Source organism: Planctomycetia bacterium, assembly GCA_016795155.1.
Taxonomy (GTDB): domain Bacteria; phylum Planctomycetota; class Planctomycetia; order Gemmatales; family HRBIN36; genus JAEUIE01.
Window position 1 is genome coordinate 124,964 of the sequence record JAEUIE010000036.1, and the last position, 20,470, is coordinate 145,433.

The 20,470-nt window shown below is 51.9% G+C and carries 17 protein-coding genes; 8 read left to right on the forward strand and 9 right to left on the reverse strand.

The genetic code is table 11. From position 1 onward, the window contains the following. Positions 1 to 161: 161 nt before the first annotated feature. A complete protein-coding gene (locus JNJ77_14125; protein ID MBL8823721.1) occupies positions 162 to 518 on the reverse strand; it encodes a hypothetical protein in 357 nt (118 codons plus the stop codon). A gap of 225 nt (positions 519 to 743) precedes the next feature. Here JNJ77_14125 and JNJ77_14130 point away from each other — a divergent pair, with 225 nt between their 5' ends. Then, positions 744 to 1,610 (forward strand): fumarylacetoacetate hydrolase family protein, encoded by an 867-nt coding sequence (locus JNJ77_14130; GenBank protein MBL8823722.1) that lies wholly within the window; start codon positions 744 to 746, stop codon positions 1,608 to 1,610. Beyond that, the gene (locus tag JNJ77_14135; protein MBL8823723.1) at positions 1,610 to 1,861 is read left to right on the forward strand and encodes a hypothetical protein; all 252 of its coding nucleotides are present in this window, start codon (positions 1,610 to 1,612) and stop codon (positions 1,859 to 1,861) included. The genes JNJ77_14130 and JNJ77_14135 overlap by 1 nt, the downstream gene beginning before the upstream one ends. 160 nt (positions 1,862 to 2,021) lie before the next feature. Here JNJ77_14135 and JNJ77_14140 read toward each other — a convergent pair whose 3' ends face one another. Beyond that, a complete protein-coding gene (locus tag JNJ77_14140; protein ID MBL8823724.1) occupies positions 2,022 to 4,205 on the reverse strand; it encodes a hypothetical protein in 2,184 nt (727 codons plus the stop codon). A gap of 181 nt (positions 4,206 to 4,386) precedes the next feature. Between JNJ77_14140 and JNJ77_14145 the strand changes: the two genes are divergently transcribed. Then, positions 4,387 to 5,949: an amidophosphoribosyltransferase gene (locus JNJ77_14145; protein MBL8823725.1), complete on the forward strand. Its 1,563-nt coding sequence runs from the start codon at positions 4,387 to 4,389 to the stop codon at positions 5,947 to 5,949. A 177-nt stretch (positions 5,950 to 6,126) separates the two neighbouring features. Here JNJ77_14145 and JNJ77_14150 read toward each other — a convergent pair whose 3' ends face one another. Next, entirely contained in the window at positions 6,127 to 6,645 is a 519-nt protein-coding gene (locus tag JNJ77_14150) for a hypothetical protein (GenBank protein MBL8823726.1), read from the reverse strand. A 185-nt stretch (positions 6,646 to 6,830) separates the two neighbouring features. Between JNJ77_14150 and JNJ77_14155 the strand changes: the two genes are divergently transcribed. Together JNJ77_14155 and greA are read left to right on the forward strand one after the other, a co-directional pair. Continuing rightward, complete coding sequence (locus JNJ77_14155; GenBank protein MBL8823727.1) at positions 6,831 to 7,889, forward strand: M42 family metallopeptidase; 1,059 nt, start codon at positions 6,831 to 6,833, stop codon at positions 7,887 to 7,889. A 175-nt stretch (positions 7,890 to 8,064) separates the two neighbouring features. Continuing rightward, the gene (gene greA, locus JNJ77_14160) at positions 8,065 to 8,538 is read left to right on the forward strand and encodes a transcription elongation factor GreA (GenBank protein MBL8823728.1); all 474 of its coding nucleotides are present in this window, start codon (positions 8,065 to 8,067) and stop codon (positions 8,536 to 8,538) included. 69 nt (positions 8,539 to 8,607) lie between these two features. Here the strand turns inward: greA and JNJ77_14165 are convergent, their stop codons facing one another. Together JNJ77_14165 and JNJ77_14170 are read right to left on the reverse strand one after the other, a co-directional pair. Further along, a complete protein-coding gene (locus tag JNJ77_14165) occupies positions 8,608 to 9,420 on the reverse strand; it encodes a sigma-70 family RNA polymerase sigma factor (protein ID MBL8823729.1) in 813 nt (270 codons plus the stop codon). 104 nt (positions 9,421 to 9,524) lie between these two features. Beyond that, on the reverse strand, positions 9,525 to 10,640 hold the full coding sequence (locus JNJ77_14170) for an MCE family protein (protein MBL8823730.1): 1,116 nt from the start codon (positions 10,638 to 10,640) through the stop codon (positions 9,525 to 9,527). A 100-nt stretch (positions 10,641 to 10,740) separates the two neighbouring features. Here JNJ77_14170 and JNJ77_14175 point away from each other — a divergent pair, with 100 nt between their 5' ends. Next, a complete protein-coding gene (locus JNJ77_14175; GenBank protein ID MBL8823731.1) occupies positions 10,741 to 11,841 on the forward strand; it encodes a hypothetical protein in 1,101 nt (366 codons plus the stop codon). Between the two features lie 16 nt (positions 11,842 to 11,857). Here the strand turns inward: JNJ77_14175 and JNJ77_14180 are convergent, their stop codons facing one another. From JNJ77_14180 to JNJ77_14190, 3 genes are read right to left on the reverse strand one after another with little or no spacing between them, the layout of a single operon-like run. Continuing rightward, on the reverse strand, positions 11,858 to 13,297 hold the full coding sequence (locus JNJ77_14180; GenBank protein ID MBL8823732.1) for a DUF1501 domain-containing protein: 1,440 nt from the start codon (positions 13,295 to 13,297) through the stop codon (positions 11,858 to 11,860). 47 nt (positions 13,298 to 13,344) lie between these two features. Beyond that, complete coding sequence (locus tag JNJ77_14185) at positions 13,345 to 14,784, reverse strand: DUF1501 domain-containing protein (GenBank protein ID MBL8823733.1); 1,440 nt, start codon at positions 14,782 to 14,784, stop codon at positions 13,345 to 13,347. A gap of 18 nt (positions 14,785 to 14,802) precedes the next feature. Continuing rightward, on the reverse strand, positions 14,803 to 17,481 hold the full coding sequence (locus tag JNJ77_14190) for a DUF1553 domain-containing protein (protein ID MBL8823734.1): 2,679 nt from the start codon (positions 17,479 to 17,481) through the stop codon (positions 14,803 to 14,805). Between the two features lie 157 nt (positions 17,482 to 17,638). Here JNJ77_14190 and JNJ77_14195 point away from each other — a divergent pair, with 157 nt between their 5' ends. Continuing rightward, a complete protein-coding gene (locus JNJ77_14195; GenBank protein MBL8823735.1) occupies positions 17,639 to 18,250 on the forward strand; it encodes a YdeI/OmpD-associated family protein in 612 nt (203 codons plus the stop codon). A 123-nt stretch (positions 18,251 to 18,373) separates the two neighbouring features. On the opposite strand, the gene JNJ77_14200 is transcribed toward JNJ77_14195, so the two are convergent. Beyond that, positions 18,374 to 18,886 (reverse strand): hypothetical protein, encoded by a 513-nt coding sequence (locus tag JNJ77_14200; protein MBL8823736.1) that lies wholly within the window; start codon positions 18,884 to 18,886, stop codon positions 18,374 to 18,376. Positions 18,887 to 19,051: 165 nt separating this feature from the next. Between JNJ77_14200 and argH the strand changes: the two genes are divergently transcribed. Beyond that, positions 19,052 to 20,455 (forward strand): argininosuccinate lyase, encoded by a 1,404-nt coding sequence (gene argH / locus JNJ77_14205; protein MBL8823737.1) that lies wholly within the window; start codon positions 19,052 to 19,054, stop codon positions 20,453 to 20,455. Positions 20,456 to 20,470: the final 15 nt, after the last annotated feature.

Genomic DNA, 20,470 nt, shown 5'->3' on the forward strand with positions numbered 1-20,470 from the left:
CTTGGTGCTACTTCGTGCGTGGCTCTTCGTACCAGGCCATACGAGTGCCCTGTTCATCCAGGGTATACCGTATTCTCTCTTCCACTTTTTCCTCGCTGAAAAGATGTCTCGTGCTGCCGTGCCGGGTCCATCGTTTCCGTTCAGCACTGTCAAACCCGGCATTATTCAGATTCTTGGAGGCACGCCCCTTCAAGTCGCTCATAATGCGGTCCGGGTTGCCTTCCCCGCTGAGCACCACATGCACATGGTTGCTCCGTACATGCTGCCGCCCATAACTGCCAGCCTCGTTCCTTCGCCAGTTCCACGAATGCCTGGCAGACGATCTCCCGTTCCTGCGGACTCATCACAAAAGCTGGTTGTGTCATCGCGACGCGAGCCCAACGTTCCCGCTGCGGATCCGGCTCCACAAATGGCGTTCCGTATTCGTTATGCTCTCGATCTACCGATCCCTTCCCCTTCGCGCTGCCAGGAAGCCAGGTTCCATATGTCGAGAACGTAATGAAATACGCCAACGCCATAAATTACTCCAAATTCCGAATCAACCTAAAGAGCCGCGCACATAGTAAGCGGTCTTGACTTAAACTGTAACACTGTAGCACACAACAAACGGTTTGCCATTTATCGGAAGTATTGTATTTTCTCACCTAACCCAACCGCTTACTGCGTGCGCGGCTCTTTGTCGTATCTCATTTCATGAACTGTTCGTAACATAACTTTTCAAACTTCTGACCACAGGTTCACCCATGCGTCTCGCCACTCTACAAACTCCTCAAGGCCCTCGTGCGGTCCTTCGTTACCAGGATTACTACTTCGATATCAATGATGCAGAGCCGACACTGCCTAACTCGGTTCGAGAGTGGATTGCCGGCGGCTCGGAATTGTATCGCAAGATCATCGAGGTGGCCAAGCGGCAAGGCACACCCATGTCTCCGGTGAAAGATGCCAGCTATCATGCCCCCATTCTCGATCCACAAAAGATCATCTGCATTGGACTCAACTACAGCGATCATGCCAAGGAACAGAACCTGCAGCCACCCAAAGAACCGGTGGTGTTCAGTAAGTTTGTCACCACGCTGATTGGCCATGGTCAGAACATTGAACTGCCTTCGGTCAGCAACAAGGTTGATTACGAAGCGGAACTGGTGGTCGTCATCGGCAAAGGCGGGCGGATGATCAGTGAAGCGGATGGCATGGACCATGTCGCAGGCTACATGGTGGGCCACGATGTCTCAGCCCGCGACTGGCAGAAGGAAAAAGATGGCAAGCAGTGGCTGTGTGGCAAATCGTTTGACACCTTTGCCCCCACTGGCCCGGAGTTCATCACTGCAGATGAAGTGAAAGACCCTCATCAGTTGCCGATTCGACTTAAACTCAACGGCGAAGTGATGCAGGAATCGAATACGAATCAGTTAATCTTCTCCATCCCCAAACTGATTGCCTACATTTCACAAGTGTTCACCCTTACTCCGGGCGACTTGATCTTTACCGGTACGCCACCTGGGGTTGGAGATGCCCGTAAGCCTCCGGTCTATATGAAACCCGGCGATGTGGCTGAGGTGGAAATTGAAGGACTGGGACAATTGCGAAATCCAGTAGTGCAGGGCAGGTAATGCTTCAGACGATTCAGATCATTGGAGCGTTGCTGATTCTAGTCGCTTTTGCCTTGAACCAGGCGAAGCGGATGGATTCGCACAGTATCGGATACCTGTTACTAAACTTTGTGGGTGCACTGACGCTGGCCATCTTGGCTGCCATCGAATACCAATGGGGCTTTCTGCTTCTGGAAGGCGTCTGGGCGATGGTTTCTTCCTATGGTCTCTTTCGGGCATTTGTGCCAGTTCGCTCCAATACGAGTCAGTAATTTACTTCGCGTTGTCTCCTTGGCGCTTCTTGGCGTCATGGCGGTAAAAAATAAATGAACCGCCAAGTAGCCAAGAAGCGCCAAGAAAAATCAAAGTGAAATTACTCATATTTACAGAGGAACTCATTACGAGTTCCCATTGTGATAAAGTCCAGTGCTGTTAAGGCACATCCTTCACATGCAGTTCACTGTGAGTGATGGACATTTCTTTTTCACGATAAGTCACGCTGCTGTAACTTTTGAACAGTTTCAGCGACTGTATAATCGTCTTGATATCCTTGGCATGTGCCTGATGTTCTTTAAGTTCACTCTCCTGGAACATGAAGTCTGCCCAGGAGTCAGCGGTATCCATCAAGCCGGAAATGCGGAAATAGGTTGCAGACCCCAGCGGTCTGTTGAGATTAGTCAACGGTCCACTTTCTGCCTTGAGGGGAGTGGCCTGCATCAACCGCATCGCATGCTCATTGGAAACCGTCAGAGTACAGAGGTTCTTGCTTAAACCAGCAGATGGCTTCAGGCGGCCATCGAGCTTCAATTCATCGGGGAACGAATACCAAGCCAGCGTGAAATCGTCGATTTTCTTCATTTCAGGTGCAGGCCAATGGATCGACGGAATCTCATCAGGATCAAGCTCGTGAATGACTTTGGCCATATCGTTGAAGGCTTGTCTGATGTCGGTCGCAGCTGCCACCAACTTGTCGCGGTCGCTGACACCCAGAATCAGTGCTGGTTCCAGAATGGGCAGCGGCTTGGCTGAAGAGGGCATATCGCGGTGCCACTGCGTGCTGACCAGTATGTTGTCGATCATGAACCCCGATTGGCCATCAGCCAGTGCAGGGATCAAATTGGTTCGGACGGTGTTGTCCAGCCTTCGAAGTGAAGGTGTAAAACCTTCGAGTACTTGTTCAATCTTCTTGACCGTATCTTCTCCTGCAAACTGCTCAATCATGGGGAAACCAAACTTGCGAAGGTAGCCATCCCCTTTCTTGATCCACTTGACGAGGATGTCCCAGTGTTCCGGGTTCATTTTGCTTCTGCCAATAACCGCCAGGATGGGATCACCACCCATATGGTTGAGCAGGCTCAACTCTTTGGAATAATCTTGTTTGGGATTCGGTGCGTAATCATACAGGAAGGATTCCTGGCCACGAGGTGTCTGGAACGACACGCTGAGCGCAGCTCCAGGCTCGTGCCCCATCAGTTTGAACGCATCGTTACCCAGTTCTTTGAAGTCTTTTTCCAGCCGTTCACGAATCTCATCTTCGAGCGAACTCTCTTCCAGTAACTTGTTGAGTTGTGCCACCAGATCATCCGCGTCGGAACGGGTAAAGCCTGAACCAGCATTCATCCGTTTGCTGGTGTAGCTGATGGAGGTAATTTTCTTGTCCAGATGCTGCTTGAGGGGAGCGAGTTCCGGGTTGTCTACCAGTTTTTTTGCTTTGCCAAAGCTTTCCAGGAAGCGAAGTGAATCGCCAATGCCGAACACGACATATCCATCATAATAGCCAAGGTAAACGGTCAGCTTCATGGTTTTCAAATGGTCTCGCAGCTCCTGGAGGTCGCCGGCATCCTCTTCTATCAGTTCCCAGGGGATTTGATCCCAGGGAATCTTGGCGCCGTCGAGAGTAACCGTGGTCAGACTGTCTTCGCCCACTTTCTGATTCTTGACATTACCCGTCAGTGGTGGAACAGCCAGGGCAGCGGCATTGAGTATTACCGCAAGCCGGGCTACCTGCCGTTTAGCTACCTTCGGATCGCTTACTTTGAAGCCGAATACCAGATCGGGAATCACAACATTATCAAGGTCGTCCTGCAGGGCAGAGCAAACTTCCCGGATTATTTCAAATGGACTATCCATCGGTTCGCCGAAAGCTCGAGAAACCTGAGCACCGAAATACGCTGCCGAGAAAGCAGTTCCAAGGCTGGTCATGAACTTGGGCAATTTTGGACCGCCAATCACGAAGCATTCTTCGCTCACCATTTCCATCAACAGTGAAAGAAGTTCCTGATTTTCCTTCTGTTCCAGCATGCCCTTCAGCGGGCCACTCTGCTGTTCCCAATTGGTGATAACTTCCTTCCAGCCTGCCTTCACCAGCGGTGTGTTCCAGATGTTCTGGACGGCTTTGGTGTTCCACAATTGCAGCAGTTGTTCCTTCATCCGAAGAGATGTGCTGAAGTAGGTGCAGTCCGCCGGGGCCAGACGCAGCGCTGTCGTAGTGAGCAGATCAGCCTGGTTTCTAAACGTTGGAGCGGCTGGCTCTTTGGCTCCTGCCCAGCATAGGCCGATAACCAGTGCTGCCAGGAAGACCAGTATGGAACTTCGCTTCCATAATGATTGTTGCATGATGAACCCTTTATGTGAAATTTGATTCGTTGTTCTTCGCATTCGCCGCATCATAACCGCTTGTGCAAGCACGAGGAAGACCAACTCATGACATCATCCTGTTTCATCGCCTGTCGGTTGCTATAACGACTTCACCTGCAGATCATCTGGGTCTGCCTCTCACTTACTTCGGGTACTCTGCATGGCCATTTTGCAGCATGAATGCGGTTTGGCAGCTATCTATGTGCTTTCCGGCTTCATGCCTCAATCGCGATTGTTGCCACATGGTGATCCCAAACTGGCATCCTCACTCTTGCCCCGCATGCTGCTCGATCTTCAGAATCGTGGTCAGCTTGCTGCAGGCATGGCTACTTACGATCCGAATCGCGAAAAACTGCTCGATACGCACAAAGAATTAGGCACAGTCATTGAAGCCTTTCGCCTGAATCACAAAGGCAAAAGCAAGAATATTCAGCAGGAATATGCAGCCTCGGCTGGCATTGGCCATGTCCGCTATGCCACCTGCGGTACCGATGAACGCAGCTATGCCCAGCCTTTCAACCGTTACCATGGCTGCAAATGGAAATGGTTCAGCTTCGCCTTCAATGGACAGCTTGCCAACTATGGCGAACTGAAGAACGAACTGCTGCAGATGCGGGATTATCATCTCACCCGCGATACCGATACCGAAGTCATCATGCATTATCTCAGCCACGAGTTACGTGGCGACGCACAGCCTGATCTGGTGGAAGTCTTCAAGAATCTCGGCGAGCGGTTTGATGGCGCTTACAACATCGTCTACATGAATGCCATGGGCGATATGGTCATCTCCCGCGATCCCAATGGCATTCGTCCCATGTGCTGGGCGATGGATGGCAACCTGTTTGCTGCTGCCAGTGAAAGCGTGGCGCTGCAAAACCTGGGGTTCACTCAAGTCAACACGCTACAGCCAGGTGAAATGATCATCATTGAGGATGGTCAATTCAGACTGGAACGGTTTGCACCGAAGAAAACACCGAAGCATTGCTTCTTTGAATGGATTTATTTTGCCAATGTAGCCAGTGAACTCGATGGCCACAGCGTCTACCTGACACGAAATGCTCTCGGTATTGAACTGGCACAGCAGGAAAAAGAACTGGGAATTGTTCCGCTGGATGATGACACCATTGTGGTACCAGTGCCCGATACAGCCAAAGCAGCGGCGGATGCAATGGCTTTTGCTTTGAAGTTACCATCGGTCGAAGGGCTGATGCGTAACCGGTATGTTGGTCGCACATTTATCGAAGGCGAAAACCGTGAAGCACGCATTCGAGCCAAGTACACACCGCTCAGGCAGGTGCTTGAAGGCAAACGAGTGCTCCTGGTGGAAGATACCATTGTCCGCAGTTCGACCATGAAAGCGCTATTGGGAGTCATGCGCAGCGTGGGACACGCGAAGGAAATTCACGTCCGTGTCGCCTGCCCGCCTATCATTGCTCCCTGTTTTTATGGCATCGATATGTCCACGATTCAGGAACTCTTTGCTCCACGGTTCCTGCACGGTCAGCCAATATCTCGGGAATATGAGCGCAAAATGGCCCAGGAACTGGGGGCAGACAGTCTTGCCTATCTACCGGTAGAATCTCTTGCTCGTTGCATTGGCATTCAGACAGAAAAACTGTGCCGGGCGTGTGTGACCGGTGAATACCCCACGCCAGTTGGCGAGCAACTTTATCAACTCTCACTCAAGCCAGCCTGCGGCGATCGACGTACTTACGAGAAATAACAGTTAGATACATTTTGGCGGAATCTGTGCCACATTCCGTCGTGTACTCACGATCCGGATGTCGTTTCGGGAAACATTGATCTCCACTCATTTTTAAAGTGATACCACGATCAACAGCAGCACACCTCGACGAGAGTACTCGTCGAAGTGTGGCACGATCACCGTTTATTACACTTCTCAATAACAAAGATTCCCATTCTCACATTTCTTATTGTTGAAGAAGTTCTGCTGTGGGAAAAGTTTCAACTTCAATCGAATAGCCAGTCCGATGAGTATCAGATTCAGCGCGATGCAGACACTCACCATCGCAGGTGATTCCTGAAACCCTCGCAAAGCCTGCATGCTGCTCATCGCAGTCAACATGCACACAGCAACATAAGCAGAAGCGCGATGTCGGCTGATGCCGTACCAGCAGGCCAGGGCAATCACCACGGCAAAACCAGCCAGCCCGTAAAACAGCTGATTACTCTGTTCATATCCCAGCCAGGTCAGGCTTGCGATAGCTATCACATTCAGTAGCATCATGTATGCTTGCAGAAAAGTGATTTCGTTTTGATGCGACTGAATCAAGGGTGCATCTGCGATATTGGCTAGAAACCGGGCAACGTTTTTCTTTTCCATTCCCAGTTTCAATGCCTGGTTGGTGGCTTCCTGATGATTCATGCCTTGGTCAAGAAGAGTTTGAATGAGTTTCATGACAATGCTCCGTGATTGAGATAAGTTGAGTTCACACCTCATACCGTTGAGATCACACGGTGTGACAGCCATTTCAGTTGATTTGCCGAGAAACAGTTCACCTGCGATAATTTGTCTGATATAACGGTCTTGCCCACACATTCGAACATCATCAGAAAAGAAGTGCTATTCCACCACGAGGCGCTATGAACCCTTCGTCGCTTCAGTTCTTCAAGAATCTGTTACAGACTCCCAGCCCACCCGGATATGAAAGGCCCGTGCAGGACATCGTTCGAGCCTGGGCCGGGCAGTACACCAGCCACATCTCAACCGACAGACATGGAAATGTGATTGCCTGCCTGAACCCGGGCAGAGACCAACGCATCATGCTGGCTGGGCACTGCGATCAGTTATCACTGATGGTCCAGTACATCGATAACGATGGTTATCTTTACGTGCAGCCCATGGGCGGTTGGGATATGCAGGTGCTCTTGGGCTCTAACCTGCTCGTCTGGACAAGAAATGGCCCTGTACCCGGCGTGGTAGCCCGCAAAGCGCCGCACCTGATGACAGGTGATGAGAAAAATAAGGTCCCACAGTTTCACGACATATGGGTCGATATTGGCGTCAAGGACAAGAAAGAAGCAGAGGAACTGGTCTTTATCGGCGATACAGTAACGCTCGTGCTAGGCTATCGCGAAATCCGCGGACAGATAGCCTGTGCGCCGGGCATGGATGATAAATCTGGCCTGTGGACAGTCTTCGAAACACTTCGCTTGCTGCATCAACAGCCTTTGGATTGCAGCGTCTATTTTGTTTCCACAGTACAGGAAGAGATCGGGTTGCGCGGCGCGACGACAAGCAGTTATGGCATTCATCCCACGGTCGGTATTGCAGTGGATGTCACTCACGCCACCGATACGCCGGGTAATGAGAAAAAATCAACAGGCGAATGCAGCTTGGGCAAAGGGCCTGTTCTCAGCCGTGGTCCCAATGCGAACCCACATGTCTATCAAAAACTGGTGCAGGCTGCTGAACGCAAACAGATCACGGTGCAACGCAAAGCTCATAACCGTGCAACGGGAACCGATGCCAATTCCATCCAACTCACCAGAGATGGCGTTGCTGCCGGATTAGTTGGCATCCCCAATCGCTACATGCATAGCCCGGTGGAGATGGTACATCTGGGTGATCTGGTTGCTGCAAGTCAGTTATTGGCGGAATTCTGTTCTGCCATTAAAAACGGAGATGATTGGACGCCATAATGCGGAATCTCGCCTGATTGCTGGATTTTCCTGCCAGGTCAGCGTATAATTACAGCAGTCGCAAATCACCGGGTGTCGAGCCCCAAGGATTTGCGATTTCTGTTTTGACATTCATCACAAGTCGGCACGCTGGTGCTGACTTGTTCTTCGTTTTCATTTTTGGCAGGGTCTGGTCATGGGTGCTGAACAAATCGTCATGACGCGTGAAGGCTACGATAAGCTCAAAGTCGATCTCGATCGTATGCAGAACGTCGAAATGATTGAGATAGCCAAGCGCATAGCAACGGCACGCGAAATGGGTGACCTCAGTGAAAATGCTGAGTATCATGCTGCCCGTGAAGATCAGGGCATGCTCAAGGCCCGTATTGATGCTTTGAAGGACAAACTCGCCCACGCATTTATAGTCGACAAATCTACGCTGCCCACGGATCAGGTCGTGTTCGGTTCCAAGGTGAAAGTGTACGATCTGAAGTTCAAGGAAACGGAAGAGTTTGAACTCGTCGGGCCAGGTGAAGAAGATTATGACAATAACAAGATTCTCGCTTCGAGCCCGATGGGGCAGGCCCTGATGGGTAAAAAAGTAGGCGATACCGCTCAATTCCAGGCGCCCGCCGGCGTAATGAAGTACGAAATCAAAGCCATTCGATAGGACAATTTTCAGTCTCTTGGGAGGCACAGACATTCCTGTCTGTGCGCACCGACAGGAATGTCGATGCGACTAACCTGGCTCGGATACAGGTACTTGAATCTTTATACCAGCCTTCTTCAATCTCTGTCGCAGTGACGCCATCGAGAGTCTGCTGTCTTCCAGAAGTACAGTAGCCATCTCACTGAGGATGAAATCCTGCAGATCGTCGCCGGTCCAGCCCTGCGATTCCAGTTGCTCCTGAATCTCTGTAAGGCATCGTTCGCGCAGTTTATCCATCTGACGCGACAAGGTTCCTTCATGTATCCCAAGTAGCTGTGCCGATTCACGCTGGCTTAGTTGATATCTCCATCGCAAGCCAAGCAAAATCAACTCCTGATCATTCAGCGTGGTCAGCCAGGCTCGGGTAGCATCACGAAACAATTCATGCCAATGACTGGAAGAAAGCGTATCAGGCTTTTCAAATGCCTGCAGAAGATCGTCATCACCAAGGTCTGCCACGCGATGCGACGGCGATCGCAGATTCGAAAGTTGCCGGTTTTGAAACACCCTCAGGAGCCAGGGGACCAGTGGCCTCAAGCCATCATAACGGGCGAGGATGGGCAACGACTCTTCACTGGAAGACACTATCAAGTGTCCCCAGAAATCGTTAATCGCGGTTTCCTGTTCCAGTTCCATTCGTGGATAAAGTCTGGCAGCCCGTGATCGCAAGGCATCCAGCAGCAGTCGATCTGCCCGGCCAACTTTAGACTGAAATAAATTATCCCAGGCGGCTTCCTGTCTCTCCAAGCATGCCATAACCAGGTAGGCATCCAGCGATTGCAACTGAGAGACGAAACCAGCCCAATCCAGGTCAGGTTGCATCACCCGGGCTCGTTCATACATCCGTTTCAGATGCTCAAAGAACGATGAAAACTCAATCACCAGTTGTGGGCGTTGAATGCGGCAGAAATGATACAGCAGATGGATGCGAAGTTCAGACAATGTGCTCACGAAAGCGTCCCTGCCGGAGCGAAGATAATTATTTCTATTCTACGCAGCGGCGTCGATGGCGACGCAGTCATTCCCGGCGCTACGCGTGTACCCATACCAATAGCATGCACCGTACGACGGCTGAAAGTTCCCGTTTTGTGAATGCCATGATGATCGGTGAGATAAGTGCGAATCGCTTCTGCCTGTTCCTGGGTCAGAATTTCCGCTGCCCGCTGATCCGGATAATTCGGATCGGTGTACGAAACAATCACCACTTCCGAACCGCTCAACTTCGTTCCAGGCAATGTCTTGGCTGCCCAGGCACGAAGTTGTTCGACACCTTCGGGATGAAAAACCGAACGGCCTTCATGAAACAACTCTGCCTCTGTAAACACTCCCACCACTTTGTCCATGCCTGGGCGAACCAGCAGTTTCGTGTTTGGATCAACATGCTTGCCTACCAGCGGCAACTGTTTCATGGCATCAAAGCCGAACTGTACCGACTGGCTGGTATCCCGCACCTGTTTGATAGTGCTTAAAACTTCCTGGCCTAGAACACCTTTGCCTTCTCGCAGGTCGCTGGTTAATCCTTCAATTTCTTTCACAGCCTTTTCGCTGCGAACGCTCAGCGATTTCATGTGTTCAGAAAGCTTGCGAACATCCTCCAATGTCTGATGCGATTCGCTTGCCAGTTTCTTCAGATCATCCGCCAGGGAATCTTCACGGCCTGGAATAATGGCATGCTCAGCCAATGTTTCCGAGCCGGGAGAACCAGGGAAGATGTCAATCACCTTGCCACCAAGTAAACCTTCAGGCTTGATCTCTGCACGGGCATCCTGTCCCAGTAATGCTCGACATCTTCCATCCAGCTTCAAAGTCACCAGCAGATCACCACCACGCTGAACGGGCTGTTCAATGGATGCTACCTGCCCAGCGGGTACACCCTGAATGCGTACCCGCGTTCCTGGCTCCAGCCCGGCAGCGTTGCCCACTTTCATCGTAATGTTGAATGTGCCGTTCCAGAGCTGCTGCTTGTCGCCAATGGAAAAAAGACCGAACGCAAACAGCAGGAGACCGATAACCACGGCGGCAGCAAAGAGCCAGGCTTGTTTGCGACTGAGAACTTCCGTCATGTTTTTCACCCCAGACTGGTTTCTGGATGCGGTATGGTACCGTATTATACCCTTAACCTGAATAGAAAGTTGCGACACGAGATTTTTGCCCACGAGTCTTATGGCTTCTACACCCGTGATATTGGATTGGCAAGCCGACAAGCTTCGTGCCTGGATGCTTTCACCAGGCGCTTCGCCAAGGCCTGTTATCCTCGATGAGAACGAGACAGTATTACCTCTCGTCATCAGCATGGCAGAGCGACGACTGCAACTCGGCAAATCGGGTTACAAGCTCATCAGGCTGCAACCGCAGCAGGTCATGGAATGTTTCGTACCACATTTGGGTATGGATCGAAGCTGGCAGTATCGGAGACATACACTCGAAAGCCGCGATGGGTTCGCGCTGGTGCTGCAGAAAATCAAAGACAAGTTGCCGGGAAAATCGGTGTTGCACATCGTGCCCAGCTATTGGAATCGTGAGCAGGCTGCCTTGCTGGAAGACCAGACCCGTCAGGCCGGTTTGCGATCACTGGGCAGCATCAAGCGTGGCCTCGTGCTTTCAGGTTTGTCTCCGGGCCTGGTTGTTGATGTGGATGCCTTTGCTGCCACCATTACTCAGAACCGACTGCAATCACGATCGGGAGGCCTGCAATATGAGCACACGCAAACCCTGACCGACCTGGCTATACCCATCTGGTCAGAACGCATTGCGGGCCTAGTGGCTTCCCGCTGCCTTCAGGATTATCGCCGTGATCCGCGAGCCAATGCGGAAACCGATCAGCAACTCTATGAGCAGATTCAGCGGAAGCTGCCCGATTGGGCCAGCCAGCAAGATGCCCGCATTCACTTGAAGCAGCAGGATTGGCAGGATGATCTGCCCATGAACGCCAGTGACGTGCAGGCAGTCTGTTCTCCTCTTGCTAATCGCCTGGCACAGTACATCGTGGCGAAGAAAGAAAGTGAAAGCTGGTTCCTCTCGCCTGAAGCAGGTTCATTACCTGGCTTGCCTCAGGCACTGTATCAGGCAAGTATGAATCAGCGATCGATATCCGTATTGCCGCTGGAACTCATGCCGATGGCTCTCACCAACTGGGCCTGCCACATCGAACAGGGCTTGCTGCAGCCACCTCATCTGGCTGAGACAATGCCAGCGATTAGTGAAATACCTGCTGAGCATCAGCCAGATACGTTGCCGTTCTTAAAGAAGCCGAGCAGGAAATAGTTGTAATTAACGCGTTTTACCCAATAACTTCCCTAATCACCTCGCCAAAATCAATTTCCAGACGTTTGCGGCCGGGGATTTCCAGCTTGCGCGAATCCAATCCCAACTGATGCAGAACGGTCGCGTGCAGGTCGGTCACATAATGGCGATGCTCCACCGCATGGAATCCCAGTTCATCGGTGGCTCCATGAGCGATGCCACCCTTGATGCCACCGCCACACATCCAGGCCGAGAAACCATACGGGTGATGATCGCGGCCATCACTCTTTTCAGCACCGGGCGTTCTGCCAAATTCACTGCCCCACACTACGATGGTTTCATCGAGCAGGCCACGCTGGTCCAGATCGGTGAGTAATGCGCCGATGGGTTGATCGACCTGAGCACACAATTCAGTATGATTCGATTTCAATCCACCATGTGCATCCCAGGCGCCAGCGCCGCCATTGCTGCCATGAAATACCTGCACGAATCGAACTCCCCGTTCAACTAACCGCCGGGCTGCCAGGCATTGTTCGCCGAACGGTTTGGTCTTGGCATTGTCTAAACCATAGAGTTTGCGAGTTGCTTCACTTTCACTGGCAAAATTGACCACCTCCGGCACGCTGCTCTGCATCTTGTAAGCCAGTTCATAACTCTTGATGCGTGCTCGCAGTGCTGGATCATCAGGATAGGTGACATTGGAAAGTGCGTTCAACTTGCCTGCCAGTTCAAACTCCGCTGCCTGTTCCATGGCTGATTTGGGCATGGAGGAAACAGCGAAAGGCAACGGGTTCTTCGGATCGACCTTGAGCCTTATACCATTATGCTCCGGCCCCAGGTAATGGCTACCATGTCCGTGCACGCCGCCACAGCAATCTGCCAGTGGAGTGCCCAGCACTACAAAACTGGGAAGGTTTTCATTCAAGGAACCCAGTCCATAGTGGGCCCAGGAACCAATTGTCGGGTGTGGGCCTTCCAGTACGTGTCTGCCAGTATGGAACTGGAGTTGAGCGCCGTGATCGTTGTCGGTTGTCCACAAGGAGCGAACGATAGCCAGCTTGTCAGCATGCGCAGCGACGTGCGGCCACCAGTTGCTGATGTCCAATCCGCTCATGCCCCACTTCTTGTGATCCACCTGCATGCGGTAGACCTTAGGCTGAACCTTATGCTGACCAGGTAGCAGTTCCCGCAAGTTGGTTTTCAGATGCGGCGAATTCAACAGATCTTTATAAGGTGTTTCAGCGATGGTTTTGCCATCGTACTTGTTCAGCATCGGCTTGGGATCAAAGCTCTCCATGTGGCTGGTGCCACCCACCATAAAGAGCCAGATGACGCGCTTGGCTTTGGCTGGGAAATTCAGGGCAGGGCTACTGCCATCTTTGCCGTACCCGTCGCGATGCAGCATGGCGCTGAGCGCTAAGCCAGAAAAGCCCATGCCGATGTCTGACAGAAAAGTGCGTCGTGAAGGTAACAACATTTTAAATCCACATGAATACGTGATTCGAGCAGCCAGCCATAACGTTCTTAACTAATCACTTCCTGAATGGGGGTGCCAAACTCCATTTCAAGCCGTTTGCGACCTGGAACTTCCAGTCGCCTGGAGTCGAGCCCAAGTTGTCGCAGCACCGTGGCATGCAGGTCCGTCACATAGTGACGATTCTCCACCGCATGAAAGCCGAGTTCATCGGTAGCGCCATGGGCAATGCCGCCTTTAATGCCACCGCCACATATCCAGGCTGAGAAACCATAGGGGTGATGATCGCGACCGTCGCTGCGTTCAGCGCCGGGCGTTCTGCCGAATTCCGTTCCCCAAACTACCAGCGTTTCATCCAGCAAGCCTCGTTGGGCCAGGTCGGTCAGCAGGGCACCAATCGGTTGATCTACCTGTCCACATAGTTCTGAATGGTTAGCCTTCAGGCCGCCATGAGCATCCCAGGCGCCCGCACCACCATTGCTGCCGTGGAAGATTTGCACAAAGCGTACGCCTTTTTCAACCAGGCGGCGAGCAGTGAGGCAAAGCTCGCCAAACGGCTTGGTCCTGGGTTGGTCAAGTCCGTACAGCTTCCGGATTGCTTCAGGTTCCGTTTTGAACTGCACGGCATCAGGTAAACTGGTCTGCATCTTGAATGCCAGTTCGTAACTCTTGATACGTGCCCGCAGGGATGGATCATCGGGATAGGTGACATTCGCCAGGGCATTGAGTTTGCCAGCTAGTTCAAACTCTGCTGCCTGTTCCTGCATCGATTTGCGTTGTGCAGAGGATGCAAAGGGCAACGGGTTGCGTGGATCGACATTCAGGCGAATGCCATTGTGCTCTGGTCCAAGATAATGGCTGCCATGTGCATGCATGCCACCGCAGCAATCGGCCAGCGGCGTTCCGAGCACGACAAAGCTGGGAAGATTGTCTTTGAGCGACCCCAGACCATAATGCACCCAGGAACCAATCGTTGGCTGCGGACCATCCAGTACATGCCGGCCTGTGTGAAACTGAAGTTGTGCCCCGTGATTATTATCCGTGGTCCAGAGTGATCGAACGATCGCCAGCTTGTCAGCATGGGCTGCGACATGAGGCCACCAGTTGCTGATCTCCAGCCCGCTTTGCCCCCACTTCTTGTAATCTACCTGCATCCGAAAGATCTTGGGATGAACCTTATGCAACCCGGGGATAATTTCGCGAAGATTCTCCTTCAGGTGGTTCGATTTCAAACTGGCAGCATAAGGTGTTTCTTCAATCGTCTTGCCTTCGTACTTGTTCAACATCGGCTTGGGATCAAAGCTCTCCAGGTGGCTGGTGCCACCCACCATAAACAGCCAGATGACGCGTTTGGCTTTGGCTGGAAAGTGCAGGGCAGGTATGCTGGCATCTTTACCAAACCCATCACGATGCAGCATGGCGCTGAGCGCTAAGCCAGAAAAGCCCATGCCGATATCTGTCAGGAATGTACGCCGTGTGGGGAAGAGCATCACTGTCTCGCAGGGTTACTAACGTACCGTCACAAATTCATGGTGATTCAGCAGCACGAGCACCAGGCTGGCTCGCGATTTCTGTGTAACTGTTACCGATGCAGTCGCCTGTGATCGCTTTTCCTGTTCCGTCAGGAAAGATTGACACAGCTTTTGTTCCTCATCTGTTGCATGTCGTCCAATTAAGGACTGAAAAGCTGCATCGACAAAGGCTGATGCAGATGCTTGCGGTCCAAGCTGTGCAACCAATCGGCTGGCAATCGCTGCACTGGCTTCCTGGGCCAGCGAACTGTTTGCCAGAGCCAATGCCTGCTGAGGTACCACGCTGCAGTCCCGGCGATAACATTCAGTAGGTGTCGGGGCATCGAACGAAACCAGGAAGGTCATCTGCTTTTCATTGGCATGGCGATAGTAGAGGCTTCGTCGATAGGTCGATAATCCTGCTTCATGATCCAGTTCAGGGCCGCCCTGCTTCAGATCAAGTTTGCCAGCCAGATGCAGTAGGCTGTCGCGGACTGCTTCGGCCTGCATACGTTGGGGCAACCGTCGCCAGTAATACTTGTTATCGGGGTCTCGTGCGATGGCTTCGCTGTTTGGTGTGGAATCGAGCCGATAGGTGCTGCTGGTGACAATCAGCTTATGCAGTTTCTTTAGACTCCAACCCGATTCCATAAACTCAACTGCAAGCCAGTCGAGCAGGGCAGGTTGTGTAGGCACTTGCCCGTTCTTGCCAAAATCAAACATGGTGCCTGCCAGCGGCTGACCAAAATGACGCATCCAGATGTGATTGACCGCAACGCGGGCAGCCAGTGGATTCCTGGTATCGGTGATCCATTTTGCCAATGCCAGCCGTCGGCCGGTGCTGCTGGCAGGGTATTTAGCAGCAACAGGTTGTCCGGTCAGTGGTCTGAGCAGCGCAGCTTCTGCCTGTTTGAGACTGCCTTCCGCTTTGTTGATGGCTTCGAGAACAGAAGCCTGTTTCTTGGCAGGTGTTCGCCAATAGGAAGCCTGAAGTTGAAGCTGAGACTTGCGAGCCTCCAGCAGTGTGGATTGTCGTCTCGTTGATTCTGCCAGCAGCAGCGTGCTTTCTTCGGGCTTGGCTTGTCGACGAATCGACAGGGACAGTTCAGCCAGGGCCAGTCCGGTTTGTGATGCGGCAAATTCTGCCTCTACAGTTACCGCCTCCAAGTCGTGAGTGAGTACCACGGGAATATTGGCCCATGCACCCACGCCTGGTCGTTGCAAGCTGAGCATGGCTGTGATGGCAACACGATGCTTTTCAAGCCGTTGCTGCTTGATCTGTTCCAGCTGTTTCCTGGCCTGGTTGACAACTTCTTCCAGAACATGTTGCCGATGTTCCACATCATGAGCATCCCGCGGTAACTTGACCGCATCGATTCCAAGCGATGGGCCTTTAATCGAGGCAGGCACCTGAGGCGGACAGGGCTGATCCTTGTCTACCAGTGCCTCATTGCCTCGTGTGAACAGAAACGTCTTCGCATCGAGATCGGCATCGTAGACGCGAGCCAAGCCGTCCTTGTTCGTATCAGCCAGACCGGGCACACGGTCAATGCGGACTTGCAACGGTTCAAAGAAAGCACGGAAGGAATAGTAATCGGTCTGCTTGATTGGATCATACATGTGATCATGGCAACGGGCACAGTTCATGGTCGTGCCTAGAAATGCCTTGGCAGTATGTTCCACGGTATTATCGAGCCAGACATTACGGTTAAACCGGAACCAATTGCGTACGAGGAAACCGGTGGCGCGTATGGTCTTATCGTCTTCTGGCGCTATCTCATCGCCAGCCAGCATCTCACGCACCATCTGGTCATAAGCTTTATCTTCGTGCAGTGAATCAACGATCCAGTCACGCCAGCGCCAGATATGTGGCTGGCTCTCACGCACCTCGGCGCCATAACCAGCCCAGTCGCTGTACCGCCAGATGTCCATCCAGTGCCTTGCCCAGCGCTCAGCGTAACGGGGCGATGCCAGCAGGTGATCAACCAGTCTCTCATATGAATCAGGGCTATTGTCGCTTAGGTAAGCTGCACGTTCTTCTGCCGTGGGCGGTAAACCGATCAAATCGAGATACAGTCGCCGCAACAACACTTCTCTCGATGCTTCAGGCCTAGCCGATAATCCCTGTTGTTGTCGTTCATGAATGATGAAAGCATCGAGCGGTTGTCTGATTGATTCACCCGGACTGACTGCAGGCACCATGGGCCGCATGACAGGCTCAAAGGGTTTCCAGCGGTATCGCGCATCGTATTTGGCAAAGTCAGCCAGAGCCTGATCAAGCTTAGCGAGCGTTGCAGTATCGGGTTTGCTTTCCGCATCGCCGGGGTAGGTGCCGGAGAGCAACTCTTTCAGATTGCTGATGCCATCACCATCACTGTCTTCCTGGGCGATGGCAGTGAGCCGTGATTCGAGGTCATTAGGTTTACCAGCCTTGGCGAGTTCCTTGCGGATTTTGACGAGACGCTGGCCAAACGCATTGTGTGGCTTGTCGACATCATCCAGACTCGGTTTGGTGCCTGGTGCATCAGGCAGGTGGCAGAACCTGCAATCAACCGTTCGCTTCATGAACGGCCCGAGCCAGGTTTCCAGTGTTTTCTTATTGGCAGGGTTGGCGAACAGCGCAGGTGGGAAAACGCAGGCCAGCACCACCAACCAAACGCTCAAGCGGGGGAGCATCAGGCAGGTCTCACTTGTTACAGGTAGGCAACACCAGTCTAACGAATGAAACTAGGCTTGAAAAGCCAATATCCTCGAAAGTTCAAGTACTGCAAGGATTTAGTTTGAGTGAGCTTGAGCAGGAATTTATGATGAGCCAATACACTGAGAGATGAACATGCCCAGGAAAATTCCCGAAGTGGATGCCTACATTGAAAAGTCAGCCGACTTTGCCAAGCCGATTTTGAAGAAGATCAGGAAGCTGTTCCACCAGGCCAGCCCCAAGATTACCGAAGAAATGAAGTGGAACTTTCCGCATTTCATGTGCCAGGGCATCGTTGGCAATATGGCTGCTTTCAAAAACCATGCCAGTTTCGGTTTCTGGAAGGCGTCGATGCTCCACGATCCCAAGGGGTTGTTCAATCAGATTGGCAACACCGAAATGGGTGCACACCGGATCACCTCGGTGAAAGATTTGCCTTCAGACAATGTGATCATTTCGTTTATTCAGCAGGCGATTGAACTCAACGAAAAGGGTATCAAATCGCCCGAAAAGAAGCCGAAGGCCCCCAAGGCAGAACTTATCATTCCAGAAGATTTGCTGGCAGCATTGCGCAAGAATGCCAAAGCAGCAAAGACATTCGATGAGTTCAGTTACAGCCATCGTAAGGAATACGTCAATTGGATTCTCGAAGCCAAACGGCCTGAGACTCGAGCTAAAAGGCTGGCGACAACCATCACACAGTTAGAGGAAGGTAAATCGAAAGAATGGAAGTATGAGAAGTGTTAGTCGGCTTAGTGTTCATGCATTTGAAGTCACGCGAGTCGGCTGCCACGGTTTGCGTGTACCCACGCTAACCGTTCTATTACAGAGAATAGTTAAGTGTGCGGGCTTACAAAGTTGATGAGCAGTTTACAACTTTACCTCCACCTTGCTGCAACTCGTCGCATACCCCAGTGCCCGTTTCGTTGTTGGAAACACTCTGCAGGCTGCAATGGCGAGTGCCAACTCCACCAAACCCTCTTCGCCGTAGTCAATTCTTATCAGTTCTCGCAGGTCCGGCTCGTCTTGCTGTGAAGAAATGGCCTTGGCAAAAAGGTACACGTTGGCGAGCTCCGGAGACAATTTATCCACATCTTGATTGAGAACATTTATCAATAGTGCAGCGTCCACGCCATCCTGTCGAGCCAGGTTTACTTCAATCTGCACGCAACTGCCGCAGTCTTCCTGCTGCACAGCAACGATCCGGGCTACATGATAGGCATCGGCAGGCAGCTTTTTGCGGTATTCCGCCAAAGGCATGAACTTCACGAACTTGAAGAAGGCAGGCAGCGAGATTCGAGCGATATGTCGAAGATAATCAACTGAAACTCCCAGTTTCTTTTCCGCAGCATTCAAACGACGATTAATGATCCATCGCAGCATGGGGATACCTTTAATTGAGTAACGATCAAAGAACTCATTACAGCACTCCACAACTGCAAACTTGCTCGCCAACAATTTATTAAACTTGGTTCCGATATCACTATATCACTATCCACCCAAAACAAACAAATACAATGCACATTACGCAATTTTTTGAGACACCGAATGTCTACACCGTCGCCTGTTAAAACCTGGGGTGGCCGCTTCACCGGCAACACCGATGCCCGCGTGGAAGCGTTCACGGAGTCCATCAGCTTCGATCAGCGGCTAGCCCCCTTTGATATCCAGGCGAGTCAGGCCCATGCAACGATGCTAGCTTCTGTAGGGCTGCTTTCCACCGATGAAGTACATAGCATCACCAAGGCATTGAATGAGATTGGTCAGGACATTGCTGCTGGCAAAATGGAATACACCACGAGCCTGGAAGATATTCACACCCACATCGAACAGGCTCTGATCAAAAAGCTGGGCGATACAGGACGCAAGCTCCATACTGCCAGAAGCCGAAATGATCAGATCGTCACCGACGTCAAGCTCTGGGTTCGCAGCAGCATTGATCAACTCAATATCGTCCTTCTCACATTGCAACATGCTCTGGTAAACCTGGCCTTAAAGGATGGACAAGTCATTCTGCCAGGCTACACCCATTTGCAACGGGCTCAGCCTGTACTCGCTGCCCACTATCTATTGGCCTACGTTGAAAAGTTCGAGCGTGACCGGGGCAGATTAGCTGACTGTCGCAAGCGGCTGAACGAGTTGCCTCTGGGAGCTGCAGCATTAGCCGGTACCAGTTTGCCCATTGATCGCCAGTTTACCGCCAGGGAACTGGGCTTTGACCGAGTAGCTGCCAACAGCCTGGATGTTTCCAGCGATCGTGATTTCCTGATCGAATTCGTTTTCGATCTTTCCATGATTGCCTTGCACCTGGCTGGCTGGGCAGAGGAGTGGATCATCTGGTCAACACAGGAGTTCAGCTTTCTGCAACTGCCCGATGCCTTTTGCACCGGCTCCAGCATGATGCCTCACAAGAAGAATCCCGATGTGCTGGAGTTGATCCGTGGGAAATCAGCAAGGGTACTCGGCTCATTGCATCAACTCATGGTGCTGGTAAAAGGTTTGCCTCTGGCCTACAACCGTGATCTGCAGGAAGACAAGCCTGCGGTCTTTGCAGCATTTGATACCGTGCTGGCCTCCGTGGAAATTGCGGCTCCACTTATTGAAGGCACACGGTTCAATCGCCAGGCTATTGAAGCGAAGCTGGAAGATGGATTTCTAGATGCAACGACTTTGATGGAAATACTGGTTAAAGAGGGAATACCACTGCGTACAGCTCATGAGACAGTGGGTAATCTGGTACGACTGTGCGAGCAGAAGCGTTGCAGGTTGAAGGAGTTACCACCGGAAGCATATGATGCAGTCAGCCCCGGCTTAAGCCAGCGGGTATATCCTTCATTAGGAGTAGAACAGGCATTGCAGACATTCTGTAGTGAGGGTTCCACTTCACCCCATGCCGTTCAGGCGCAACTTGACGCTTGGCGCGGACGTTTGGGCAAGTTGCACCAGATATAAGCGTAAAACGTCTTG

Coding starts and splice junctions, on each gene's coding strand:
- JNJ77_14125 (MBL8823721.1), bottom strand. CDS start 518: ATGGCGTTGGCGTATTTCATTACGTTCTCGACATATGGAACCTGGCTT.
- JNJ77_14130 (MBL8823722.1), top strand. CDS start 744: ATGCGTCTCGCCACTCTACAAACTCCTCAAGGCCCTCGTGCGGTCCTT.
- JNJ77_14135 (MBL8823723.1), top strand. CDS start 1,610: ATGCTTCAGACGATTCAGATCATTGGAGCGTTGCTGATTCTAGTCGCT.
- JNJ77_14140 (MBL8823724.1), bottom strand. CDS start 4,205: ATGCAACAATCATTATGGAAGCGAAGTTCCATACTGGTCTTCCTGGCA.
- JNJ77_14145 (MBL8823725.1), top strand. CDS start 4,387: ATGGCCATTTTGCAGCATGAATGCGGTTTGGCAGCTATCTATGTGCTT.
- JNJ77_14150 (MBL8823726.1), bottom strand. CDS start 6,645: ATGAAACTCATTCAAACTCTTCTTGACCAAGGCATGAATCATCAGGAA.
- JNJ77_14155 (MBL8823727.1), top strand. CDS start 6,831: ATGAACCCTTCGTCGCTTCAGTTCTTCAAGAATCTGTTACAGACTCCC.
- greA (MBL8823728.1), top strand. CDS start 8,065: ATGGGTGCTGAACAAATCGTCATGACGCGTGAAGGCTACGATAAGCTC.
- JNJ77_14165 (MBL8823729.1), bottom strand. CDS start 9,420: ATGTATGAACGAGCCCGGGTGATGCAACCTGACCTGGATTGGGCTGGT.
- JNJ77_14170 (MBL8823730.1), bottom strand. CDS start 10,640: ATGACGGAAGTTCTCAGTCGCAAACAAGCCTGGCTCTTTGCTGCCGCC.
- JNJ77_14175 (MBL8823731.1), top strand. CDS start 10,741: ATGGCTTCTACACCCGTGATATTGGATTGGCAAGCCGACAAGCTTCGT.
- JNJ77_14180 (MBL8823732.1), bottom strand. CDS start 13,297: ATGTTGTTACCTTCACGACGCACTTTTCTGTCAGACATCGGCATGGGC.
- JNJ77_14185 (MBL8823733.1), bottom strand. CDS start 14,784: ATGCTCTTCCCCACACGGCGTACATTCCTGACAGATATCGGCATGGGC.
- JNJ77_14190 (MBL8823734.1), bottom strand. CDS start 17,481: ATGCTCCCCCGCTTGAGCGTTTGGTTGGTGGTGCTGGCCTGCGTTTTC.
- JNJ77_14195 (MBL8823735.1), top strand. CDS start 17,639: ATGCCCAGGAAAATTCCCGAAGTGGATGCCTACATTGAAAAGTCAGCC.
- JNJ77_14200 (MBL8823736.1), bottom strand. CDS start 18,886: ATGCTGCGATGGATCATTAATCGTCGTTTGAATGCTGCGGAAAAGAAA.
- argH (MBL8823737.1), top strand. CDS start 19,052: ATGTCTACACCGTCGCCTGTTAAAACCTGGGGTGGCCGCTTCACCGGC.